Genomic DNA, 22,033 nt, shown 5'->3' on the forward strand with positions numbered 1-22,033 from the left:
CACGGCGGCCGGCAGCACACCAAATTCAACACAGTTTTCAAAAGGACACCCCCATGAGTAACGTCGACCACGCCGAAATCGCCAAATTCGAAGCCCTGGCGCACCGCTGGTGGGACCGCGAAAGCGAGTTCAAGCCCCTGCACGACATCAACCCCATGCGCGTCAACTGGATTGACGAGCGCGCCAAACTCTCGGGCAAGAAGGTGCTGGACGTGGGCTGCGGCGGCGGCATCCTCAGCGAAGCCATGGCCCTGCGCGGCGCCACCGTCACCGGCATCGACATGGGCGAGGCGCCACTGGCCGTGGCCCAGCTGCACCAGCTGGAGTCCGGCGTGCAGGTTGAATACCGGCAGATCACCGCCGAGGCCCTGGCGGAAGAGATGCCAGGCCAGTTCGACGTGGTCACCTGCCTGGAAATGCTCGAACACGTGCCCGACCCATCGTCGGTGATCCGCGCCTGCTACAAGATGGTCAAGCCCGGCGGCCAGGTGTTCTTCTCCACCATCAACCGCAACCCCAAGTCCTACCTGTTCGCCATCATCGGTGCCGAGTACATCCTCAAGCTGATGCCGCGCGGCACCCACGACTTCAAGAAATTCATCCGCCCTTCCGAGCTGGGCGCCTGGGCACGCACTGCCGGCCTGTCGGTGAAGGACATCATCGGCCTGACCTACAACCCGCTGACCAAGCACTACAAGCTGGCTGCCGACGTTGACGTCAACTACATGGTCCAGACCCTGCGGGAGGAGTGATCGATGCGCCTGAGAGCGGTTCTCTTCGACATGGACGGCACCCTGCTGGACACGGCGCCGGACTTCATCGCCATCTGCCAGGCCATGCTCGCCGAGCGCAACCTGCCGGCCATCGATGACCAGCTGATTCGCGACGTGGTGTCGGGCGGTGCCAAGGCCATGGTCTCGGCCACCTTCGCCCTGTCACCCCAGGCGCCGGAGTTCGAGGCGCTGCGCCTGGAGTTCCTGGAGCGCTACCAGGTGGGCTGCGCGGTGCACAGCCACCTGTACGACGGCATGGCGCAATTGCTGGAAGACATCGAGCGGGCCGGCTTGCGCTGGGGCGTGGTCACCAACAAGCCCGTGCGTTTCGCCGAGCCGATCATGCAGCAGTTGGGCCTGGCCGAGCGTTCGGCGCTGCTGATATGCCCGGACCACGTGACCAACAGCAAGCCCGACCCCGAGCCGCTGACCCTGGCCTGCAAGATGCTCGACCTGGACCCGGCCAGCGTGCTGTTCGTGGGCGACGACCTGCGCGACATCGAGTCGGGCCGCGACGCCGGCACCCGCACCGCCGCCGTGCGCTATGGCTATATTCACCCCCACGACAACCCCAGCCACTGGGGCGCCGACGTGGTGGTGGACCACCCGCTGGAACTGCGCAAGGTGCTGGACCAGGCCATGTGCAGCTGCTGACCCGGACGCAGCCTTCGGCAGCTGCTACGAGCCCTGTAGCAGCGGCCGCCAGGCCGCGTCACGGCAGACATACGGAGACCCCATGTTCGACTACACCGCCCCACCCGCCCTGCTCAAGGACCGCGTCATCCTGGTGACCGGTGCTGGCCGCGGCATCGGCGCCGCTGCCGCGCTCACCTACGCCGCCCACGGTGCCACCGTGCTGCTGCTGGGCAAGACCGAAGCCAACCTGAGCGAGGTCTACGACCAGATCGAGGCCGCCGGCCATCCGCGCCCAGTGGTTATCCCGTTCAACCTGGAAACCGCCCTGCCGCACCATTACGACGAGCTGGCGGTGATGATCGAGAACGAATTCGGCCGCCTGGACGGGGTGCTGCACAACGCCTCGATCATCGGCCCGCGCACGCCCATTGACCAGCTGTCCGGCGAGCACTTCATGCGCGTGATGCACGTCAACGTCAACGCCACCTTCATGCTCACCAGCACGCTGCTGCCACTGCTGAAGCTATCGGCGGACGGTTCGATGGTGTTCACCTCCAGCAGCGTCGGGCGCAAGGGCCGGGCCTACTGGGGTGCCTACGGAGTGTCGAAATTTGCCACCGAAGGCCTGATGCAGACCCTGGCCGACGAGTTGGATGGCATGGGCACGTTGCGCGCCAACAGCATCAACCCGGGCGCCACCCGCACCAGCATGCGTGCCCAGGCGTACCCGGCAGAGGCACCGGAGAAAAACCCGCTGCCCGAGGCCATCATGCCTGTGTACCTGTACCTGATGGGCCCGGACAGCAAGGGCGTGAACGGCGAAGCGTTCAACGCCCAGTAGCCGGCCTCAGTGCTGGGCGGCCACGGCCGCCAGGCGCTCGCGGCGCACACCGTGCTGCTCGCGCTCGAACGCCATGCAGCGCTCCAGGAAGCTGAACATGTAGTCGTAGCTCATGCACACCGCGCGGCGCAGCTCGGCCTGCAGCGCCTTGGTGGGGTTGTGGCCGGCCAGGGTGCAGATGATTTCCAGCGCTTCCCACGGGTGGGCATCGTCGTACTGGGCGTGCATCTTCAGCCACTTCATGGCGCGCTTGCGGCCTTCCTCGGGGAAGGAGTTGGCGTACACGTCGTTGGCGCAGACCACCGCCGACCATTCCCCCGTGGCACCCTCGATGGCGTAGTTGGTGGCGGCGATGCCGACGATCAGCGAATCCGCCGAGGTGGTCTGCCAGCACCAGTGGCTCAGGGACAGCAGCTCTGCCGGCACTTCCTGCGCCTGCAGATCTTCCAGGCTGACGCCATGGGCGTTGCACCAATGCACCCAGTAATCGGCATGGTTGAGCTCGACGCGAATGTTGCGCATCAGCCAGCGGCGCGCCATATCTTCACCCGGGTGGCGGCCGAAGCGGGTCTTGGTCAGGCTCTGGGCCATGTACAGGGCAAACTGCTCGACTACCGGCCAGCCACCAATGAGGTACTGGCGCATGGTCTTGGCGCTGAGGGTGGCATCGCGCATGGCGCGGTACAGCTCATGGTCAACCACGCGACGCTTGCTTTCGCTGCAGTCACGAATCAGCTGTTGGGCCCAAAGCGGGTAACTGGTGGCTTCCATGAGGGGGCCAGTACGGACGAACGCCTCGATCACTTGTCAGATTCCTTCTTTTTTGAGTGACGGTCACGGCTGCAACGTCAGCGAAAAGTCCCCGGCGCCTTGAACAACAATGGGCGCGGCCGAACCTCGCGACGCTGCAGACTTTCGCAGGTGAATACCTGTGGACGTTCTATCAGATAACCCTGGGCATAATCTACCCCGATTTCCAGCAAAGCCTGCTCTATCAGCGGGGTTTCCACGAACTCGGCGATGGTTTCCTTGCCCATGACGTGGCCGATGTGGTTGATCACCTCGACCATGGCACGGTTGATGGGGTCGTCGAGCATGTCCTTGACGAAGCTGCCGTCGATCTTCAGGAAGTCCACGGGCAGGTGCTTCAGGTACGCAAACGAGGACATGCCCGCGCAGAAATCGTCCAGCGAGAAGCGGCAACCCAGGCTTTTCAGCTCGTTGATGAAGCGAATGGCGCTGCCCAGGTTGGAGATGGCAGCGGTTTCGGTGATTTCAAAGCAGATCAGCTCTGGCGGAATGGCAAAGCGCTGGAATTGCTCGCGCAGGTATTCCAGGAACGCCTCGTCGCCGATGCTGGTGCCTGACAGGTTGATGGCGCAGATGGCCAGCGGCCCTTCCGCGCCTTCGCTCATGCACTGCTGGATGACCTTGAAGACGTTCTGCACCACCCAGCGGTCCAGCGCCGTCATCAGGCCATAGCGCTCGGCCGCCGGAATGAAGTTTTCCGGCATGATGATGCGCCCGCTTTCATCATGCAGGCGCAGCAGAATCTCGATATGGCCGCCAGACGCGTCGGTGCGGCCCAGGGAGGCGATTTCCTGGGCGTAGAGCACGAAGCGGTTCTCTTCCAGGGCCATGTGCAGGCGCTGCACCCAGGCCATCTCGCCGAAGCGCATGGACAGCTCGGTGTCGTCGGCGTGGTAGACCTGCACGCGGTTGCGGCCCTTCTCCTTGGCCATGTAGCAGGCCATGTCGGCGGCGCGCAGCGAAGCTTCCAGGGTGGTGGGCACCTGGGCAATGTGCACCAGGCCGATACTGACCGTGGTCACGAACGGCCGGCCTTTCCACACAAAGTGCAGGTTCTGCACGGTCTGGCGCAAGGTTTCGGCGATGCGCTCGGCGACGTCGGCCGGGCAGTTTTCCAAGAGGATGCCGAACTCGTCGCCACCCAGCCGCGCCAAGGTATCGCCGTCGCGCAGGCCCGACTGCAGCAGGGTGCAGATATGCCGCAGCAGCTCATCGCCAGCGGCGTGGCCACAGGTGTCATTCACCAGTTTGAACTGGTCAAGGTCGAGGAACATCAGCGAGTGACGGCTCTGGCTGCGGCCGACGTTGGCCAGCGCCTGCTCCAGGCGGAATTCGAATTCGCGGCGGTTGGCCAGCCCGGTCAGGGCGTCGTGGGTGGCCTGCCAGGACAGGTTGGCGATGTACTGCCGTTCCTGGGTCATGTCGTGCAGCACCAGCACGGTGCCGCTGATGCGCCCGTCGGTGCGGATGGGCGCGCCCACCAGGGTTACCGAAACGGTGCTGCCGTCCAGGCGCTGGATCAGCTTGGCGTGCTCGCTGCCGCCGGTCAGCTGGCCGCCGAGGATGTGTTCGATCAGGGTAAAGCTGTCTTTCTCGGCGTTTTCGTCCAGCAGGTTGAACAGCGACGCCAGGGGCAGGCCGCTGGCCTGTTCGGCATTCCAGTGGGTCAGTTGCTCGGCCGCCGGGTTCATGTAGGCAATGCAGCCCTCGAAGTCGGTGGCGATCACCCCGTCACCAATCGAGGCCAGGGTCACCTGGGCGCGCTCTTTCTCAAGCTCCAGCGCCGTGGCAAACGCACGGCGCTGCACCAGCAGCTTGTGGCTGCGCCACAGGGCCAGGGCAATCAGCAGCAGCGCGGTGCCCACGTTCACCAGCATCAGCAGGCGCCAGAGGAACCGCGACCCCTCCCCCAGCGCGTCACTGAAGGCCTTGGCCGCCGGCGTCACCCCGTCGTTGATGGCCAGGATGCGATCTTTCCAGCGCATGATGTCTTCTTCGCTGGCGCTGCCGCTGCTGATGCCGGCGTGCATCTGCTGGGCCACCGAGTCCAGCTGCACCAGGTAGCTGTCGCCCACGGTCCAGCGCTCGATGGCACGCTCAAGGTAGCTGAAATGGCGGAAATTAAGGTACAGCCAGATCAGGCTGGAGACGTCGTCCGGGTGGTTGCCGCCCTGCAGGATGCCTTGGCGCGCCGCCACCAGGTCCGGGGTGGGACGGTCCAGCGCCACGCGCAGGTCGTGGCTACCCTGAGGCACGGCGATGGCGGCCTGGTACTTGCTGAAAATGCGCTCGTCACGGCTGTCCGCGTACAGGTTCAGGTAGTAGATGGCGTCTTTCTGGCCCTTGGACCACAAACTCTCGCCGGCCACATAGCCCCGCACGGCCGACAACGCGTATAGGCTGATGCACCCCAACAGTGCCTGAAACAATACAACTGCGATAAATGGCCAGACGATGCCTAATAATCTCGGCGTTTCGAGAGTCCGATTTTGCTTCATGAGGTCCCTTGCATCAGCAGAGCCAGACAACCATCCAGGAAAACTCCACTCACATCAGCTCAGCCTAGGCGAAAACTGCGCGTTCAGTGGGTTATCGATGATCAGGCATCACATTTCGTTCAATCCGGCACTTTACAGGCCTATTCAAATGAATGGCTAGCGTTGTCTTTGGTACAAATGTACTCAAAACCGGGCCTTTCAGACCTGCTGCAGGTGCCCATACAACCGGGCGTACAGGCCGCCATCGGCAATCAGCTGCTGGTGGTCGCCGTCTTCGGCCACGCGCCCGCCGTCGAACACCAGCACGCGGTCAGCCTGTTTCACCGCCGACAAGCGATGGGCGATGATCAGCGTGGTGCGCCCCCGCAGGAAGCGCGCCATGGCCTGGTGCAGGTTGTATTCGGTGGCCGCGTCGAGCGCTGAAGTGGCCTCGTCGAGAATGACCACCTTGGGTTGCGCCAGAATCATCCGGGCAATCGCCAGGCGCTGCCGCTGGCCACCGGACAGGCGCACGCCAGAGCGGCCGACGATGCTGTCCAGGCCCTGCGGCAGCATGCGCATGGCAGCGTCCAGCTGGGCGATTTCCAGGGCCTGCCAGCAGGCTTCGTCGCTGCACTCGCGGCCCATGGTGAGGTTGGCGCGCACGGTGTCGTTGAACAGCGACGGGTGCTGCAGCACCACCGCGACGTTTTCACGCAAGGTGGTCAGGCCGATCTCCTGCTGGGTGGAACCGCCGAAGCGGATCACCCCGCTCTGCGGCGTGTACAGGCCCAGCAGCAGCTGCACCAGGGTACTTTTGCCGCCGCCGCTGGCGCCGACGATAGCCACCTTCTCGCCAGGGGCGATGGACAGGTCCAGGTGCTCCAGTACCTTGTCCTCGCCATAGCCGAAGCTCAGGTCGCGCACCTCGATGCCCACGGTGTCGCGGCTGCGGAACGGGTCGATGCCGCCGGGGTATTGCGGCTCGTCGGCACGCGCCAGCAGCTCGTTGATGCGCGTCAGCGCGCCACCGGCGGCGTAGTAGGCGTACTGCAGGTTGAGCAGCTGCTCGACCGGGCCGATCATGAACCACAGGTAACTGAACACCGCCAGCATCTGGCCGATGGACAGGTCGGAGAACAGCACGGTAAGCATCGCCACCGCGCGGAAGATATCGATGCCGAACTGGAACAGCAGGCCGCTGGCGCGCCCCGAGGCGTCGCTTTTCCATTGCGAGGCCACGGCAAAGTCACGCACCTCGCGGGCACGCTGGCCCAGGCGGCCGAGGAAGAAGCCCTGGCGGTTGCCGGCGCGTACTTCCTGGATGGCCTCCAGGGTTTCGGTCAGCGCCTGGGTAAACCGCGCAGTGCTGTCGTTTTCCAGCTTCTTCAGGTGCTTGACGCGCTTGCCCAGCTGCACCGTGGCGAAAATCACCAGCGGATTGAAGCACAGGATCAGCAACGCCAGCTTCCAGTTCATCCACATCAGGATGGTGGCGGTGCCCACCAGCGTGAGCATGGCCACCAGGAAGCGGCTGAGGGTTTCGCCGACGAATTTGTCCAGGGTGTCCAGGTCGGTGACCAGGTGCGTGGTCACGGTGCCGCCACCCAGGCTTTCATATTCGCTGAGGGAGATGCGCTTGAGGCGCTCGATCAGGCGGATGCGCAGGCGGTAGACGATGTCCTTGGCCAGGCCGGCGAACAGCTTGGCCTGTATTACGTTGAACACCAGCGCCAGGCAACGCAGGCCGAAGGTGACCAGCAGCATCAGGCCGATGTAGCCGGCGGCCTTCTGCCAGGCGCCGGGCAGCACGTGGTTCATCACCTGCAAGGCCGTGTCGCCATGGCCCAGCAGCACTTCGTCGACCAACAACGGCAGCAGCAAGGGGATGGGCACGCTGCACAGCGTGGCCAGCACGGCCACGCCATTGGCCAGCCACAGGGCTTTGCGGTGCCGCAGGGCCAATTGCCGAATGTGCGCCCAGCTTAGCCGGTCGGGGGTGACCGGCTCGGGCCGCAGCGGCAGTTCGGTCGGCCCGGGCAGGTCAAGCATGGGCAGCCCGTTCCAGCCAGCGGGCGAACAATGGCGCCAGCTCGTCCAGCGGTTGGTAGCCGTTGGTCAGCAGGGCCATCTGGCCGCCGCGCTGGGCCAGCAAGGTGGGGAAACCGGCGATATTGAGGTCGCGCACCCAGCTGAAGTCGGCCGCGGTGGCTGCCAGTTGCTCGGCGCTGTCGAAGGCGGCGGCGAACTCGATGCGCGGGATGCCGGCCGCCTCGGCCAGTTCCACCAGCACCGCCACTTGGGTGACGTCACGGCCTTCGGCGTAGAAGGCGTGCTGGATCAGCTTGGCCATGGCCCAGGCCGCGCCCTCGTCGAGGCTGCGCACCGCCACTACCGCGCGGCAGGCAGGCTCGGTGTCGTAGACGAAGCCTTCGGGCAATGCGCCCTCGAACTGGAACGGCTGGCCGGTGGCGTCATGCACCGCATGCCAGTGGTGCAGGATGCTGCTGCGCAGCGACGGCTCCAGCGCAGCGCCGCCACCGGTGCGCAAGCCGCCCATCACCAGGTGCACGCCGACGCCTGCAGCCTGGGCCTGCTCGATCAACGCCTGCGCCACGGGTGCGAAGCCCCAGCACCAGGAACACATGGGGTCCATCACGTAGAGCAGGCGGTTTTGCATGGCGTCAGTCCTGGGCAGCGGCTTTGCGGTAATTATGGCCTATCGGATGCGGAAGGTTGCGCGCCTTGGCCAATTCAATCTGTTTCTGGCGGTCGACGGCGCTCTTGCGGGTTTTTTCGCTCAGGCTGTCCCAGCAATGCGGGCAGCTGATGCCTGGGGCGTAGTGTTCGCTGGCGCGGTCTTCGATGCTGATGGGCGTGCGGCAGGCATGGCACTGGTCGTAGTCGCCCTCGGTGAGGTCGTGACGCACGGTGACGCGGTTGTCGAACACGAAGCAGTCGCCCTGCCACTTGGACTCTTCCTGGGGCACTTCCTCCAGGTACTTGAGGATGCCGCCCTTGAGGTGGAACACCTCGCCGTAGCCTTCGCCCAGCATGTAGCTGGAGGCTTTTTCACAGCGGATGCCGCCGGTGCAGAACATCGCCACCTTCTTGTGCACCGCCGGGTCGAAGTTCGCCTTGATGTAGTCGGGGAACTCGCGGAACGAGGTGGTCTTGGGGTCAATGGCGCCTTCGAAGGTGCCAATGGCCACTTCGTAGTCGTTGCGGGTATCGATCAACAGCACTTCCGGGTCGTTGATCAGCGCGTTCCAGTCCTTGGGGTCGACATAGGTGCCGACGCTGCGGTTGGGGTCCACGCCCGGCACGCCCAGGGTCACGATCTCTTTCTTGAGCTTGACCTTGGTGCGGTAGAACGGCTGCTCGTCGCAGTACGACTCTTTATGGTCGATGTCCACCAGGCGCGCATCGCTGCGCAGCCAGGCCAGCAGGCCGTCGATGCCTTCGCGGGTGCCGGAGACAGTGCCGTTGATGCCCTCTTCGGCGATCAGCAGGGTGCCCTTGATGCCGTTGTCGACCATGGCGTTGAGCAGGGGCTCGCGCAGGTCAACGTAATCTTCCAGGGTGACGAACTTGTACAGTGCCGCCACGACAATGGCTTGTGTCATGGATAAAACTCCAGGTGGTTGTCCTCGCAAAGGACGGACCGGGTTAGAAAATGCGTATGGTTTAAACGACTGTAGGAGCGGGGGGGGGGGGGGGGGGGGGGGGCGAGACGCTAACGGCGCGCCGGCCCCACCCCCCCTCTGGGTGGGGGGCGCGGGGCCCCCCTCTGCGTTAAACCCCCCCCCCCCCCCCCCCCCGCTCCTACAGGGAACGCGTCAGGCCGGGGATTCTATCAAAAATCAGGCCGTTGGCGTATTGCTCTGGATCAATGCCCGCCCGCGCAGGTGGGCGACGCCGGGGCAACGCCCAGTTGTGCCCATTCCTCGGGGGTGTAGGTGTGCTGGGCCAGGGCATGGAATTGCCCCATCAGCTCACCCAGGGTGGCATACACCATTTGCTGGCGCTTCACGCGCGACAGGCCGGCGAACTGGTCGGTGACCAGCACCACCTTGTAGTGGGTTTCCTGGCCGCGGCTGTGCATGTGGCTCTCGTCGAGCACCTGCAGGTGGGCCGGGTTCAGGGCGCCCAGGGCCTGTTCAATGCGTTGCTGCATGGTCATGGCGGGCCCCGCTTACGGCTTCTTGGCCGGTGCGGCAGGCGCGGCAGCTTTCGGCGGCGCCAGCTCGTTGGTCATGTCGGACAGCAGCTTGTTGACTACAGGCACCGCGCTTTCCAGCTTCTGCTGGGTAATCTGGGCGGACTGCTGGGTGACCGAAGGCATTTTCTCCAGCACTTTCTTGCCCAGTGGCGACTGGTAGAACTTGACCAGGTCACGCAGCTCCTGCTCGGTGAAGTTGTCGGTGTACAGCTTGACCATGTCCGGCTTCAGCTTCGGCCAGCCAATGGCCTGGTCCAGGGCGGCGTTGGCCTTGGCCTGGTAGGTTTCCAGCACGGCGCGCTTGGAGTCCGGGGCCTTGGTCTGTTCGAAACGCTGGGCAAACATTTGCTGCACCTGCATGTAGACCGGGGTCCCGAGCTTGTCGGCGTGCGCCATCATCAGGAACGATTCGGCACTGGCGTTGTGGCTGGCGGTGTCGGCGAAGACCTGGCCGCTGGCGCAGACCAGAGCAACCGCGGTACAGATGGCACGAAGACGGGTCATCGAGTTTCCTTAAGTTAGCAGGCGAGGTAGTACCCCGGAATCGAACATTCTGCGCCCAAGCAAGCCTGTGGCTCAACCCCGGGCGCACGGTCGGCAGATGAAACCTGATGGAACCGTACCGGCGATTCACAGCCTAAACTGCGAATCTGACCGTTAAGGAGGACCATCGCATGAGCCGAACAGAAACTGACAGCCTGGGACCCATCGAAGTTCCCGACGAGGCCTACTGGGGCGCCCAGACCCAGCGCTCGCTGATCAACTTCGCCATCGGCGACCAGCGCATGCCCCTGGCGGTATTGCACGCCCTGGCGCTGATCAAGAAAGCGGCGGCGCGGGTCAACGACCGCAACGGTGACCTGCCGGCCGACATCGCGCGGCTGATCGAGCAGGCGGCCAACGAGGTGCTGGACGGCGAACACGATGACCAATTCCCCCTGGTGGTGTGGCAGACCGGCAGCGGCACCCAGAGCAACATGAACGTCAACGAGGTCATTGCCGGGCGCGCCAACGAGCTGGCCGGCAAGGGCCGCGGCGGCAAGGCGCCGGTGCACCCCAATGACCACGTCAACCGCTCGCAGAGCTCCAACGACTGCTTCCCCACCGCCATGAGCATTGCCGCCGCCCAGGCGGTGAACCAGCAACTGCTGCCGGCTATCGCCGAGCTGTCGGCGGGCCTGGCTGAGCTGTCCGCGCGGCACATGCACCTGGTCAAGACCGGGCGCACGCACATGATGGACGCCACGCCCATTACCTTCGGCCAGGAACTGTCAGCCTATGTGGCGCAGCTGGACTACGCGCAGCGCGCCATTCGCGCGGCGCTGCCGGCGGTGTGCGAGCTGGCCCAGGGCGGCACGGCAGTGGGCACCGGGCTGAATGCCCCGCACGGTTTCTCCGAAGCCATTGCCGCCGAGCTGGCGGCGCTGTCGGGGCTGCCCTTCATCACCGCGCCGAACAAATTTGCCGCACTGGCGGGCCATGAGCCACTGACCAACCTTTCCGGCGCCCTGAAAACCCTGGCCGTGGCCCTGATGAAGCTGGCCAACGACCTGCGCCTGCTGGGCTCCGGGCCACGCGCAGGCATCGCCGAGGTGAAACTGCCGGCCAACGAGCCGGGCAGCTCGATCATGCCCGGCAAGGTCAACCCCACCCAGTGCGAAGCCCTGTCGATGCTGGCCTGCCAGGTGCTGGGCAACGACGTGGCCATCGGCTTTGCCGCAAGCCAGGGCCACCTGCAGTTGAACGTGTACAAGCCGGTGATCATCCACAACTTGCTGCAATCCATCCGCCTGCTGGCCGACGGCTGCAGCAACTTCCAGGCTCATTGCATAGCAGGCCTTGAGCCCGACCCGGTGCAGATGGCCGACCACCTGGAACGCGGCCTGATGCTGGTGACCGCGTTGAACCCGCACATCGGCTACGACAAGGCCGCGCAGATCGCCAAGAAGGCCTACGGCGAAAACCTCACCCTGCGCCAGGCGGCGCTGGACCTGGGCTACCTGACCGATGCCGAGTTCGACCAGTGGGTGCGCCCGGAAAACATGCTGGAATCTGGCAAAAACGGCTGACAGCGCTCCGGCTGGCATACCGCGGCGCCCGTGACGCGGCCTGATGGCCGCTGCTACGGGGGTGACGGGTGGTAGCTATGCGGGTGTCGGGAAATGGATAAGATGATTGCAACCAGCCTGGGGGAATTTCCATGTACGGCAAGCGTGCGCAAGACCCGGTAGACACGGTGCACTACCGCAGCGACCGGGTGATCATGGTCAACGGCGAGTTTTTCTTCACCACCCGGGAAAACACCCAGGAAGGCCCCTACCCTACCCGCGAGCTGGCGGCGCAGGAGACCGAGGCCTATATCCAGCGCATACAGCGCCAGGGCTGAAGGCTTACAGCGCCTCGAACAGCCCCGCCGCGCCCATCCCGCCGCCCACGCACATGGTCACCACGCCGTAGCGCAGCTTCTGCCGCTGCAATTCACGCACGATATGCCCCACCTGCCGCGAGCCGGTCATGCCGAACGGGTGGCCGATGGCAATCGAGCCGCCATTGACGTTGTACTTGCTGTTATCGATTTCCAGCCGGTCACGGCAGTACAGGCACTGCGAGGCAAAGGCTTCATTCAATTCCCACAGGTCCACGTCCTGCAGCGCCAACCCGGCCGCCTTCAACAGCTTGGGCACGGCAAACACCGGGCCAATGCCCATCTCGTCCGGCTCACAGCCAGCCACGGTAAACCCGCGGAAAATGGCGCGCGGTTTCAAGCCCAGCGCCTGGGCACGTTCAAGGCTCATGACCAGGGTCATGGAGGCGCCATCCGACAACTGCGAGGCATTGCCCGCCGTCACCGAACCATCCTCGCTGAACGCCGGCTTCAGGCTGGCCAGGCTTTCCAGGGTGGTGTCGGGGCGGTTGCAGTCGTCGCGGTCGACCACGCCTTCCTGCCACTTCTGCTCGCCGCTGGCCTTGTCTTCCACCAGGTAGCGGGTGTGCATGGCGACGATTTCGTCGTCAAACCGGCCCTCGGCCTGGGCCTTGGCGGTGCGTTGCTGGCTTTGCAGCGCGTAGGCGTCCTGCGCCTGGCGGCTGACCTGGTAACGCTTGGCCACCACCTCGGCGGTCAGGCCCATGGGCATGTAAATGCCCGGCGAGCTTTCCTGCAGGGTGGGGTTGAGCAGGCGGTCCTGATTGACACTGCGCAAGGTCAGGCTGATGGACTCCACCCCACCCGCGACGATGACATCGCTGAAGCCGGAGGCGATCTGGTTGGCCGCGATGGCAATGGCCTGCAGGCCCGACGAGCAGAAGCGGTTAAGCGTCATGCCGGCGGTGCCGGTGCCCAGTTTCGACAGTACCGCCACGTTGCGGCCAATGTTGAAGCCCTGGGCGCCTTCGTTGGACGCCGCGCCAACGATGCAATCCTCGACGCTGGCGGGGTCGATGCCGTTGCGCGACAGCAGCGCGTTGACGCAATGGGCCGCCAGGTCGTCGGGGCGGGTCTGGTTGAACTTGCCGCGAAAGGACTTGGCCAGGCCGGTCCGCACGCTGTCGACGATCACCACTTCACGCATGCCACACCTCGTTGTTGTCGTTGTCGGGAATGTGACCCAGCATAGGTGCGGAGTAGCACTGCCGCGACGATAATCGAGGCGCCTGATGCCGCGCCATCGCGAAGGTTTGGCCAGGCAGATGCTCTGCAGTTGATCTGCAGTTGATCTGCTTGTGATCTGGCTTGTGATCTGGCTTGTGATCTTGATTGTATGCCCCGTAAAGCGCCCGGGCCGACTGGAGGCGTCGATCAACGGGCTGCCCGTAGGGCCGAGGCCGCAGGCCGAAGAGACGGTAACCCGCAGGCTTCTATAGCGGGTGCCGTCTGCCCGTTGAGCGGCGCCGGAAGGAGGGGACCCGTAGCGAAGCGTAGGGCCCAAGCAGGGGCAAGCGTTTTTTGCTTTTTTTTTTTGGCGTCTGAAAAAAAGTGAGTCGGCGTAAGGCCGAAACGGTCGGTGGTGGCCCCGCGAAAATGGATATGTTCGAAATCGCCGAAGCGGGATACAGAGCCCGCGAACATATCCATTACTCCAGTCGGCCCTGGCGCGTTATGGGGCACACAATCAAGATCAAGGGCCGCACGGAATCAAGATCAGAGGCAGTTCGCGGCGTAGCAGCAGCGCGGTAGCGCGGGTAGCGCCGCAGCGCTACCTATTTCTTGTCATGCTTGAACGCCGCCTCCAACGCATCATTGATCGTACGCAACACCTTCACCCGCGCCCAATGCTTGTCATTGGCTTCAATCAACGTCCACGGCGCCACCTCGGTGCTGGTACGGTCGACCATGTCGCCGACGGCTTGCCGGTACTGGTCCCATTTCTTGCGGTTGCGCCAGTCGTCCTCGGTGATTTTGAAGCGCTTGTAGGGCACCGCCTCGCGGGCCTGGAAGCGTTCCAGTTGGGTCTGTTTGTCGATGGCCAGCCAGAACTTCACCACCACCACGCCGGCGTTGTGCAGCTGTTCTTCGTAGTCGTTGATTTCGCTGTAGGCACGCAGCCAGTCAGCGTCGCTGCACAGCCCTTCCACCCGTTCCACCAGCACCCGCCCATACCAGCTGCGGTCGAAGATGGTGAATTTGCCGCGCGCCGGAATCTGCCGCCAGAAGCGCCACAGGTACGGCTGCGCCAGCTCGTCCTGGCTGGGGGCGGCGATGGGCACGATGTTGTATTGGCGCGGGTCCAGCGCTGCGCACACGCGGCGGATGGCGCCGCCCTTGCCGGCGGCGTCGTTGCCTTCGAAAGCCGCCACCAGGGCATGGCGGCGCATGCGCTTGTCGCGCATCAGCCCGGCCAGCCGCGCCTGTTCGGCGGTCAGTTGCTTGCGGTAGTGGTCTTTGTCCAGCTGCTGGCTGAGGTCAAGGCTGTCGAGCAGGTTCTTGCCGTCCAGGCTGCGGCCCAAGGGGGCGACGCTCTGGTGGAGGGGTTCGGTGGGGGCCTGGAGGGCGGCCTGCAGGCCTTCGAGCAACAGTTTTCCCACCGTGAGGCTGCGGTAGTGTGGGTCGACGCCTTCGATGATATGCCACGGCGCGTAGTCGCGGCTGGTACGGCGCAGCACGCGCTCGCCGAAGCGCACGAAGCGGTCGTAGGTTTCCGATTGCTGCCAGTCCAGCGGGCTGATGCGCCAGCTGTGCAGCGGGTCGTCCTGCAGCGCCTTGAGGCGCGCTTTCATCTGTTTCTTGGACAGGTGGAACCAGAACTTGAAGATCAGCGCACCTTCATCGCACAGCATCTGCTCCAGGCGCTCGGCGCCATTGATGGCCTGGTCCAGCACCGCGTCCTTGAACTCGCGGTGCACACGGCCCTGGATCATCTGGCTGTACCAGTTGCCGAAGAACACGCCGATCTTGCCCTTGGCCGGCAACTGGCGCCAGTAGCGCCAGGCCGGCGGCCGAGCCAGTTCCTCGTCGGTCTGCTGATCGAAGGAACGCACTTCGATCAGCCGTGGGTCCATCCACTCGTTGAGCAGCTTGACGGTTTCGCCCTTGCCCGCCCCCTCGATGCCATTGATCAACACGATCACCGGAAAACGCGCCTGCTCCTTGAGCTCGTTCTGCGCTTCCAGCAAGGCCTCCCGCAAGGCGGGCACTTCGGCGTCGTAGGTCTCCTTGTCGATGGCGTGGCCGATTTCGGCGGACTCGAACATAAGCATGGGCTCCTTGGCGGCTTGAACCCTGCAGCTTAGCGCATCAGGCGGTGACCTCGCTGCGGCCCAGCCAACGACGGGTCAATTGCTGGCGTACACGCTTGAGCATTGCCCCCCATTGTTCCCATTGGCCCGCCTGCTCCAGCGGCGCCAAGGCATTCATGATTTCCTCGCCATAGGCACGCCTCAGCAGGCCATACCAGGCCTCCTGATCTACCAGGTAGTCTACCAGCGCCTCACCTGCCTCGGCCTCGCGCACCGCAGCCTCGACGGCGTCGACTTGCGCGGCGCTGAGCAATTGCGTGCCCTGCACCGGCGCCCGTAGCGGGCGCGCCGGCAGCGCAAGGCGCTCCCCCAAGGTCCAGCGCAGTTGCAGGTTGATAGTGCCCTGGCGTTCGATGCCGTTGGGGAGCCGCAGGGGACCACGGATGAAGTCACGAGCGCGCAAGCGGATCTGTTCTACCCGGAATATTGCACGCAGGCGTGCCTCCAGCAATTTCTCGGTGCCTTCTTTCACCCGCGGCTCGGCAGGTGAGTAGCTGTACACCGCCATTTCCAGGTCACTGAACGTCATCAGCACGTCGTCGTCGAGAAAACGACCACGGCTGGCGAGGTCGAACAGGCGTGCCTTCAGCATTGGCTGCCTGTCGGCCGCCAGAATTAGCGCCTGTACGCGCAGGGAAAGCCCTGACCGGTCTAGAGTAAAGGTGGTGGTCTTGCGCAGCTCGTTGATAACCCAAAGAAAATGGCTCGATGACGGCAGGCTGTGCAGCTTGGCCCAGGCGTCCATGTGTGCAAGCCGCTTTTCGGCGTTAAGCCCCACCAGCCATGGGCTGGCCATGGCAGAAACTGATGCTTCGTCGTCTGGCACAGGGAAAAACACGTTGAAGCGCCTATGCGGCCGTGGCGCCGCCGCCAACCGCGTGAAAGTAGTGGTCGACAGCCTGTTGTGGCGCACGTTGACGAAGGTCATGCGCGGGCCCTCCTCGTTCAGCACAACCTCAGGAATGCTGCTCAAACCAGCATTCTGCAGGTCGACGGCCTCAAGCTTGGGCGGTGCTCCCACCCACGCAGGCCAACTGCCGATGCCGGTGTTGCCCAGGTCGATACTGACCAGATCACCGAAGCCGTTCGCCTGGCTCACGCCCAGCAGGCTGTTGCCATTGAGCGACAGGCGCTCCAAGCGGGTCAGGCTGCCCAACTGATCGAGCATGGCCTGGTCCACCAACAGATGGTTGCCGCCAAGGTCCAGGACCCTGAGGGTAGCGCGCAGGTGCGACAGGTCCGGCAAGGCATCAAGCCCCGTGGCGTGAAGGCTCAACTTGCGCAGCTGGCCGAAGCACGGCAACAGGTGAGCCAGGTCCTGGGCGGACACCTGGCAGGCACTCAGGTCCAGGTCGTGGATGAAGTTGAATCGGTGTGCCAGCACCGGCAGGTCCAGCAGTGTGCGGCCATGCAGCACCAGCGCCTGGCCAGCGTCGGGCTGCACAAGGGTTTCGGGGCCGCCCCGGCCCCAGGCACTCATGATCAGTGAACGTGCGTCACGACGCTGGTGCTGCAATTCCTCAAGGCTGCCATCGAAACGCTGCAAGGCCTGTGCGGAAGGCGAGGTTTCCACCCAGAAGGCAAGGTGCAGATCCAGTTCATTGTACTGTTGCAGCAAATCATCGAGCACCGCCAGCACGTCAGCCTGGGTATCACCGGGGCGCTGAAGGGTGCCCCAGTACTCAAGCGCCTGTTCGCGCGTCAGCGAGGGAAACAGCTTCTTCACCTTGGCGACCATCTGGGGCTGACTCAGTAGGCGTCTTGACTGGGTGCCCGGCCGGCGCCCCGACAACGGGTAGCCCAGACGCCCCATATCATCGCGTACCGGTGCCGTGAAAAACCGCCCCGTGGGCAGTTGGTTCAACCACCGTGAACACTGCTGGCGATCATTCAGCGCGGCCTCGCGAATTTGTGCAGCGGTGGTGTCGGGGGTCAGCCGTGCCTGCCAATCCGCCTCAAGCAACTCGCTATCGGCACTCTTCAATTGCGACCGGCACAGCCCTTCCAGGGCTCGGTTCAGACGCAGCGCCCGCAGGTACTCTCGCGTCTCTTCGGCAATAACGAGCGGAAGGCGCTTGCCCTGCACAATCTCACGCTTCGCCTGCGGGCCGCACTTGCCAAGAATCTCTTCGGCAACGGTGACGGGTATCGAGGGAAAGTCGCGGATGAGCACCGCTACCTCGGGGCCGCTACCGTAATGGGAGTCGTTGTACAGCACGTCGAACAGCTCACTGTCGTCGCCAGTCTGAGCTTGAGCCTTGAACGTCTCGGCGATTTTATACGCCAGGCTCGAATGCTTGATCTCAGTGTTCGCGCGGTGCTGTGCAATGGCTTCGGCTATGTCAAAGCGCAGCAAGGTGTCGGCGAGCAAAGCGGAAGCCTTGCTGTCGCGGTGGAAGGTCTCGTCCAGCAACGCCGCGTCCACACCCACGCAGCGCAAGGCCAACTCAACATCCGTGGCATCCAGGCGCTCCAGCGGCGCATCCAGCATGGCACGCAAGGTGCGGCCCCTGAGCATGACAGACTGGTCCGGCTTGAGGCGCCACTGAGTGCCATCAAACTCTACCAGCGGCTCATAGGCATTCGTGTCGGTGGGGTGCGTGGCACGCCAGACCTGAGCCTCGCTTTCAACGTCGTAGTCACGGCGTACGGCGTAGTATTTGCTGCCGATGGGCGCGTATTCCTGGTCTTCGTGCTCCAGCAACAACTCATCGTTGAGCGGCGCGCCCTTGGGCAACGCCACGGTGGTCTCGTAGCCGGACAGTGTAGGCCGCAAGAGCTTTGCACGGCCATCGGGCAGACGCACCGGTACCAGTTCATCCAACGCATCCCCCTTTGGCCACGCAGGGGTCTTCGGCGGTGCGACTAGCTTGCCTGCGCCGTAGAGGGTCGCCAGCAATGCCACATTCTCGGCCACGCCCAAGGCATGGCTGGCCGCCGCATCGGCATCACCGTGGCGCCAGTCCTGCACGCCGGTGTAGATCTCGGCCACCACCTGCACGGCGGCGCAGAACAGCATCAGCTCGCCGATGCCGGGGATGAACAGCGCGACCACGCCCAGCAACTCAAGGCCTGCTGCCAGCCACCCGCGGTTGCGCTCATCGCGTTGCTGCTGGTCTATGTTGGCGGTGGGCATGGCCAACACCTTGCCGTCATCCAGTACCCGCGCCACCCGACGGGCGTGCACGGCGGCGAACAAGGGGCCGGTCAACTCGACGCGCTCAAAGTTGAGGTTGGCATCCGGCGCCGGCTCGCGGCGCGGTGTGGCCGGGAAAATGGTTACCAGCGGGGTCAGGCGGTCTTTCAGGTGGTCGGCAAAGCTGGCGGCCTCGCGCTGGCTGACGAACCGCTGCCAGTAACGCCGATAAGCCTCGCTGCGCAGCTTCTCGCGCAGGGCATCATGGGCTGCCTGCAGCGACTTGTACTCCTTGAAGGGGGTGTCGGGTTCCAATGGCAGGTACAACACGCAGGGGCCGCCATCGGCGGTATCCACCAGCAGTGGGCCATGCAGGTCACCGCCCTCGAAAGTCGAACTCTGCATCATCCGCAACGCAGCGACGCGTACCGCCTTCGCCCCCCAGATGGCAGCGTCGCCTTTGGCGATGCCGAGCAGCGCCTGGTACGCCGCCTCGCTGATGTGCCCACGCAACTGGGCGATATGTGCTTGCACCTCGAAGCTGTAGCGGTCGTTGTCAGTGAACAGCGCCGTGACCCGCGCCTTGTCGTCCGCAGGGTCGAAACGCTGCTTGAGCTGCAGCTGGTACTGGCCGCCGATGTCCAGGGTGCGGCACGCCGCTGCGAAGCCCGTGGGGGTCATCGCCAGCGCCCTGTTCGGGTTGTAGCGGAATTTCAAGCCGCCCTCCTCGATGGTCAGGGCGCCCGCCGGCAGCAACGATGACTCGCGGCCAAACACCTCGTCAGCGACGAAGTTCTGCAGGGCGGCGTGCAGCAACGTCTGCTGCGACATGTGCTTGCGCGGCACGCTCAGCGAGCCGACATCCTTATGCCAGGCCAGCACATGGTTGCGTACATCAACCTCGCCCAAGGTTGGTTGCAGCGCGGCATTGAGCTGTTGCTCGGCAAATTCGTCCAGCTTGGGCAGCGGCGCCAGCCAGTCGGCCAGCGCCTTGCGCGCTGCCTGGCTGTTGGCCTGGCTGGCAACCAGGGCAGTGCGCACCGCCGCCGGTGCATCCAGCAGCCACTTCGGCAAATTGCTCGCCACCACACGAGCACGGTCACGGGTGGGGGTGTCGCCGCCATGGGCGACAGGGGTATGGTAATACTGGGGAAGGGTCATGGTCGCTCCTTGCGATCAGGTTGCAAGGCGCCACGTTATCAAGCGCTTCCCCGCTAAAAGGCGGCAATAAACACCACCCGCCGTTATCATGGGCGCTTGTCTGTCGCCGAGCCGAACATGAGTACCGAACCACTGCACGCCCAGATCGACTGGGACGACCTGGGCCGCCCTACCTCGCGCCAGTACGGCGATGTCTATTTCGCCGCTTCCGGCCTTGAAGAGACGCGCCACGTGTTCATCGACCAGAACGACCTGAGCGCACGTTTCAGCGCGCTGGGCGATGGCCAACGCCTGGTGATCGGCGAAACCGGCTTTGGCACCGGCCTGAATTTCTTCTGCGCCTGGCAGCTGTTCGCCGACCGTGCCGCGCCCGGTGCGCGCCTGCAATTCATCAGCGTGGAGAAGTACCCGCTCAGCCACGCCGACCTGAGCCGTGCCCTGGCGCTGTGGCCGGAACTGGCGCCGTTCACCGCGCCGCTGCTGGAGCAGTACGTGGCCATTCACCCAGGCTTTCAGCGCCTGGTGTTCGACGGCGGGCGGGTGACCCTGACGCTGTTGATTGGCGATGTGCTGGAACAGCTGCCGCAGCTGGACGCCCAGGTCGACGCCTGGTTCCTGGATGGCTTTGCACCGGCCAAAAACCCGGAAATGTGGACCCCCGAGCTGTTCGCCGAACTGGCGCGCCTGGCCGCGCCGGGCTCCACCCTGGGCACCTTCACCAGCACCGGCTGGGTGCGACGCGGGCTGATCGCGGTGGGCTACAAGATGAAGCGCATCCCCGGCATCGGCAAGAAGTGGGAGGTGCTGCGCGGGGCGTTCGTGGGCCCCATGGGGCCGCCCGCCCAGCGGATAAAGCCTTGGTTCGCACGCCCGCCACAGCCTGTTGGCGAGCGCCACGCCCTGGTGATTGGCGCCGGGCTTGCCGGTTGCGCCACGGCCGCCAGCCTGGCTGCGCGCGGCTGGCGGGTGACGCTGCTGGAGCGTCATGCAGCAGTGGCCGAGGAGGCCTCGGGCAACCCGCAAGGCGTGCTGTACCTCAAACTGTCGGCCCACGGCACGGCGCTGTCGCAGCTTATCCTCAGTGGCTTCGGCCACACCCGACGGCTGCTGGAGCAGCTGCAGCGCGGGCGCGACTGGGACGCCTGCGGTGTGCTGCAGCTGGCATTCGACGACAAGGAAGCCCAGCGCCAGGCACAACTGGCCAGCGCTTTCGACGCGCAATTGCTCCACGTGCTGACGCGCGAAGCCGCCCAGGCCCAGGCCGGCATTGAACTGCCCAGCGGCGGCCTGTACTTCCCCGAGGGCGGCTGGGTGCACCCACCGGCGCTGTGCCGGTTCCAGGCCGGGCAACCGGGGGTCACAGTGCTGCCGCACCATGAGGTGCTGCAACTGCGCCATATCGACGGCCAATGGCAGGCCTGGGACGGCGAGCGCCTGCTGGCCAGCGCGCCGGCGACAGTCCTGTGCACGGCGGCCCAGGTGCGCGAAATGGAGCACACCGCACAATTGCCGCTCAAGCGCATCCGCGGGCAAATCACCCGCTTGGCGCAGACCGATGCCAGCGCCGCGCTGGCCACCGTGGTGTGCGCCGAGGGCTACGTGGCCCCTGCACGCCTGGGCGAACATACCCTGGGCGCCAGCTTTGACTTCCACAACGACGACCTCACCCCCACCCTGGCCGAGCACCAGGGCAACCTGGCGATGCTCGACGAGATATCCGCCGACCTCGCCACCCGCCTGGGGGTTGCCGACCTGCCGGCCGAACAGTTGCAGGGCCGCGCTGCGTTCCGTTGCACCAGCCCTGACTACCTGCCCATCGTCGGCCCAGTGGCCGACCGGGAGGCGTTTTCCGGTACCTACGCCATCCTCGGCCGCGACGCCCGCCAGGTGCCTGCCCTGCCCTGCCCTTGGCTACCGGGGCTGTACGTGAACAGCGGCCACGGCTCACGCGGGCTGATCACCGCGCCGCTGAGTGGCGAACTGATTGCCGCCTGGCTGGACAACGAGGCGCTGCCGCTGCCACGTGCGGTAGCCGAAGCCTGCCACCCCAACCGCTTCTGGGTGCGCAACCTGGTAAAGGGCAAGCCGTAGCAGCTGCCGCAGGCTGCGTCCAGGTTCGCCGCGGTGTGCCAGGAACAGCGCGGCGCCTCTGACGCGGCCTTCGGCCGCTTGTGTCTTGTGGGAGCTGGGGTGGCCCCCCGCCGTTTTTGGCCCCACACCGCCCGGGCCAAGCAGCGCCCA

16 protein-coding genes are annotated in these 22,033 nt (G+C 64.8%); 6 read left to right on the plus strand and 10 right to left on the minus strand.

Annotation, left to right across the window (positions count from 1 at the left end; translation table 11 throughout):
• The first annotated feature begins 53 nt into the window (after positions 1-53).
• The 3 genes from ubiG to AC0SZ7_RS19125 all read left to right on the plus strand — a co-directional run bounded on the left by ubiG (position 54) and on the right by AC0SZ7_RS19125 (position 2,250).
• Positions 54-752: a bifunctional 2-polyprenyl-6-hydroxyphenol methylase/3-demethylubiquinol 3-O-methyltransferase UbiG gene (gene ubiG / locus AC0SZ7_RS19115; protein ID WP_416423012.1), complete on the plus strand. Its 699-nt coding sequence runs from the start codon at positions 54-56 to the stop codon at positions 750-752.
• Between the two features lie 3 nt (positions 753-755).
• Positions 756-1,427: an N-acetylmuramic acid 6-phosphate phosphatase MupP gene (gene mupP / locus AC0SZ7_RS19120; RefSeq protein ID WP_475505842.1), complete on the plus strand. Its 672-nt coding sequence runs from the start codon at positions 756-758 to the stop codon at positions 1,425-1,427.
• A gap of 82 nt (positions 1,428-1,509) precedes the next feature.
• On the plus strand, positions 1,510-2,250 hold the full coding sequence (locus AC0SZ7_RS19125) for a YciK family oxidoreductase (protein WP_475505843.1): 741 nt from the start codon (positions 1,510-1,512) through the stop codon (positions 2,248-2,250).
• A gap of 6 nt (positions 2,251-2,256) precedes the next feature.
• Here the strand turns inward: AC0SZ7_RS19125 and AC0SZ7_RS19130 are convergent, their stop codons facing one another.
• The 7 genes from AC0SZ7_RS19130 to AC0SZ7_RS19160 all read right to left on the minus strand — a co-directional run bounded on the left by AC0SZ7_RS19130 (position 2,257) and on the right by AC0SZ7_RS19160 (position 10,263).
• Positions 2,257-3,054, minus strand: coding sequence for a TenA family transcriptional regulator (locus tag AC0SZ7_RS19130; RefSeq protein ID WP_475505844.1), 798 nt, complete (start codon positions 3,052-3,054; stop codon positions 2,257-2,259).
• A gap of 44 nt (positions 3,055-3,098) precedes the next feature.
• Entirely contained in the window at positions 3,099-5,558 is a 2,460-nt protein-coding gene (locus AC0SZ7_RS19135; protein ID WP_475505845.1) for an EAL domain-containing protein, read from the minus strand.
• 198 nt (positions 5,559-5,756) lie between these two features.
• Positions 5,757-7,589: an ABC transporter ATP-binding protein gene (locus tag AC0SZ7_RS19140; RefSeq protein ID WP_475505846.1), complete on the minus strand. Its 1,833-nt coding sequence runs from the start codon at positions 7,587-7,589 to the stop codon at positions 5,757-5,759.
• Positions 7,582-8,217 carry a DsbA family protein gene (locus tag AC0SZ7_RS19145; RefSeq protein WP_475505847.1) on the minus strand — a complete coding sequence of 212 codons (636 nt, stop codon included), beginning with the start codon at positions 8,215-8,217 and terminating at the stop codon, positions 7,582-7,584. The genes AC0SZ7_RS19140 and AC0SZ7_RS19145 overlap by 8 nt, the downstream gene beginning before the upstream one ends.
• A gap of 4 nt (positions 8,218-8,221) precedes the next feature.
• Positions 8,222-9,163, minus strand: coding sequence for an oxygen-dependent tRNA uridine(34) hydroxylase TrhO (trhO, locus tag AC0SZ7_RS19150; RefSeq protein WP_475505848.1), 942 nt, complete (start codon positions 9,161-9,163; stop codon positions 8,222-8,224).
• Between the two features lie 263 nt (positions 9,164-9,426).
• Entirely contained in the window at positions 9,427-9,720 is a 294-nt protein-coding gene (locus tag AC0SZ7_RS19155; RefSeq protein WP_475505849.1) for a BolA family protein, read from the minus strand.
• 12 nt (positions 9,721-9,732) lie between these two features.
• Positions 9,733-10,263: a DUF2059 domain-containing protein gene (locus AC0SZ7_RS19160; RefSeq protein WP_475505850.1), complete on the minus strand. Its 531-nt coding sequence runs from the start codon at positions 10,261-10,263 to the stop codon at positions 9,733-9,735.
• 170 nt (positions 10,264-10,433) lie between these two features.
• On the opposite strand from AC0SZ7_RS19160, the gene AC0SZ7_RS19165 reads away from it, so the two are divergent.
• Both AC0SZ7_RS19165 and AC0SZ7_RS19170 read left to right on the plus strand, forming a co-directional pair.
• A complete protein-coding gene (locus AC0SZ7_RS19165; protein ID WP_475505851.1) occupies positions 10,434-11,828 on the plus strand; it encodes a class II fumarate hydratase in 1,395 nt (464 codons plus the stop codon).
• A gap of 131 nt (positions 11,829-11,959) precedes the next feature.
• Positions 11,960-12,145, plus strand: coding sequence for a DUF6316 family protein (locus AC0SZ7_RS19170; protein ID WP_475505852.1), 186 nt, complete (start codon positions 11,960-11,962; stop codon positions 12,143-12,145).
• Between the two features lie 4 nt (positions 12,146-12,149).
• On the opposite strand, the gene AC0SZ7_RS19175 is transcribed toward AC0SZ7_RS19170, so the two are convergent.
• From AC0SZ7_RS19175 to AC0SZ7_RS19185, 3 genes are all read right to left on the minus strand, one after another.
• On the minus strand, positions 12,150-13,331 hold the full coding sequence (locus tag AC0SZ7_RS19175) for a thiolase family protein (protein WP_475505853.1): 1,182 nt from the start codon (positions 13,329-13,331) through the stop codon (positions 12,150-12,152).
• A gap of 628 nt (positions 13,332-13,959) precedes the next feature.
• Entirely contained in the window at positions 13,960-15,450 is a 1,491-nt protein-coding gene (gene pap, locus AC0SZ7_RS19180; RefSeq protein WP_475505854.1) for a polyphosphate:AMP phosphotransferase, read from the minus strand.
• A gap of 43 nt (positions 15,451-15,493) precedes the next feature.
• The gene (locus tag AC0SZ7_RS19185; protein WP_475505855.1) at positions 15,494-19,792 is read right to left on the minus strand and encodes a dermonecrotic toxin domain-containing protein; all 4,299 of its coding nucleotides are present in this window, start codon (positions 19,790-19,792) and stop codon (positions 15,494-15,496) included.
• A 117-nt stretch (positions 19,793-19,909) separates the two neighbouring features.
• Here AC0SZ7_RS19185 and mnmC point away from each other — a divergent pair, with 117 nt between their 5' ends.
• Positions 19,910-21,883, plus strand: a complete 1,974-nt coding sequence (gene mnmC, locus AC0SZ7_RS19190; RefSeq protein ID WP_475505856.1) for a bifunctional tRNA (5-methylaminomethyl-2-thiouridine)(34)-methyltransferase MnmC2/FAD-dependent 5-carboxymethylaminomethyl-2-thiouridine(34) oxidoreductase MnmC1 — start codon at positions 19,910-19,912, stop codon at positions 21,881-21,883.
• The last annotated feature ends 150 nt before the right edge of the window (positions 21,884-22,033 follow it).

Source organism: Pseudomonas sp. JC1203 (assembly GCF_056175065.1).

Excerpts from the sequence above, each read along its gene's own strand:
- ubiG (WP_416423012.1), top strand. The coding sequence starts at position 54 with ATGAGTAACGTCGACCACGCCGAAATCGCCAAATTCGAAGCCCTGGCG.
- mupP (WP_475505842.1), top strand. The coding sequence starts at position 756 with ATGCGCCTGAGAGCGGTTCTCTTCGACATGGACGGCACCCTGCTGGAC.
- AC0SZ7_RS19125 (WP_475505843.1), top strand. The coding sequence starts at position 1,510 with ATGTTCGACTACACCGCCCCACCCGCCCTGCTCAAGGACCGCGTCATC.
- AC0SZ7_RS19135 (WP_475505845.1), bottom strand. The coding sequence starts at position 5,558 with ATGAAGCAAAATCGGACTCTCGAAACGCCGAGATTATTAGGCATCGTC.
- AC0SZ7_RS19140 (WP_475505846.1), bottom strand. The coding sequence starts at position 7,589 with ATGCTTGACCTGCCCGGGCCGACCGAACTGCCGCTGCGGCCCGAGCCG.
- AC0SZ7_RS19145 (WP_475505847.1), bottom strand. The coding sequence starts at position 8,217 with ATGCAAAACCGCCTGCTCTACGTGATGGACCCCATGTGTTCCTGGTGC.
- trhO (WP_475505848.1), bottom strand. The coding sequence starts at position 9,163 with ATGACACAAGCCATTGTCGTGGCGGCACTGTACAAGTTCGTCACCCTG.
- AC0SZ7_RS19155 (WP_475505849.1), bottom strand. The coding sequence starts at position 9,720 with ATGACCATGCAGCAACGCATTGAACAGGCCCTGGGCGCCCTGAACCCG.
- AC0SZ7_RS19160 (WP_475505850.1), bottom strand. The coding sequence starts at position 10,263 with ATGACCCGTCTTCGTGCCATCTGTACCGCGGTTGCTCTGGTCTGCGCC.
- AC0SZ7_RS19165 (WP_475505851.1), top strand. The coding sequence starts at position 10,434 with ATGAGCCGAACAGAAACTGACAGCCTGGGACCCATCGAAGTTCCCGAC.
- AC0SZ7_RS19170 (WP_475505852.1), top strand. The coding sequence starts at position 11,960 with ATGTACGGCAAGCGTGCGCAAGACCCGGTAGACACGGTGCACTACCGC.
- AC0SZ7_RS19175 (WP_475505853.1), bottom strand. The coding sequence starts at position 13,331 with ATGCGTGAAGTGGTGATCGTCGACAGCGTGCGGACCGGCCTGGCCAAG.
- pap (WP_475505854.1), bottom strand. The coding sequence starts at position 15,450 with ATGTTCGAGTCCGCCGAAATCGGCCACGCCATCGACAAGGAGACCTAC.
- AC0SZ7_RS19185 (WP_475505855.1), bottom strand. The coding sequence starts at position 19,792 with ATGACCCTTCCCCAGTATTACCATACCCCTGTCGCCCATGGCGGCGAC.
- mnmC (WP_475505856.1), top strand. The coding sequence starts at position 19,910 with ATGAGTACCGAACCACTGCACGCCCAGATCGACTGGGACGACCTGGGC.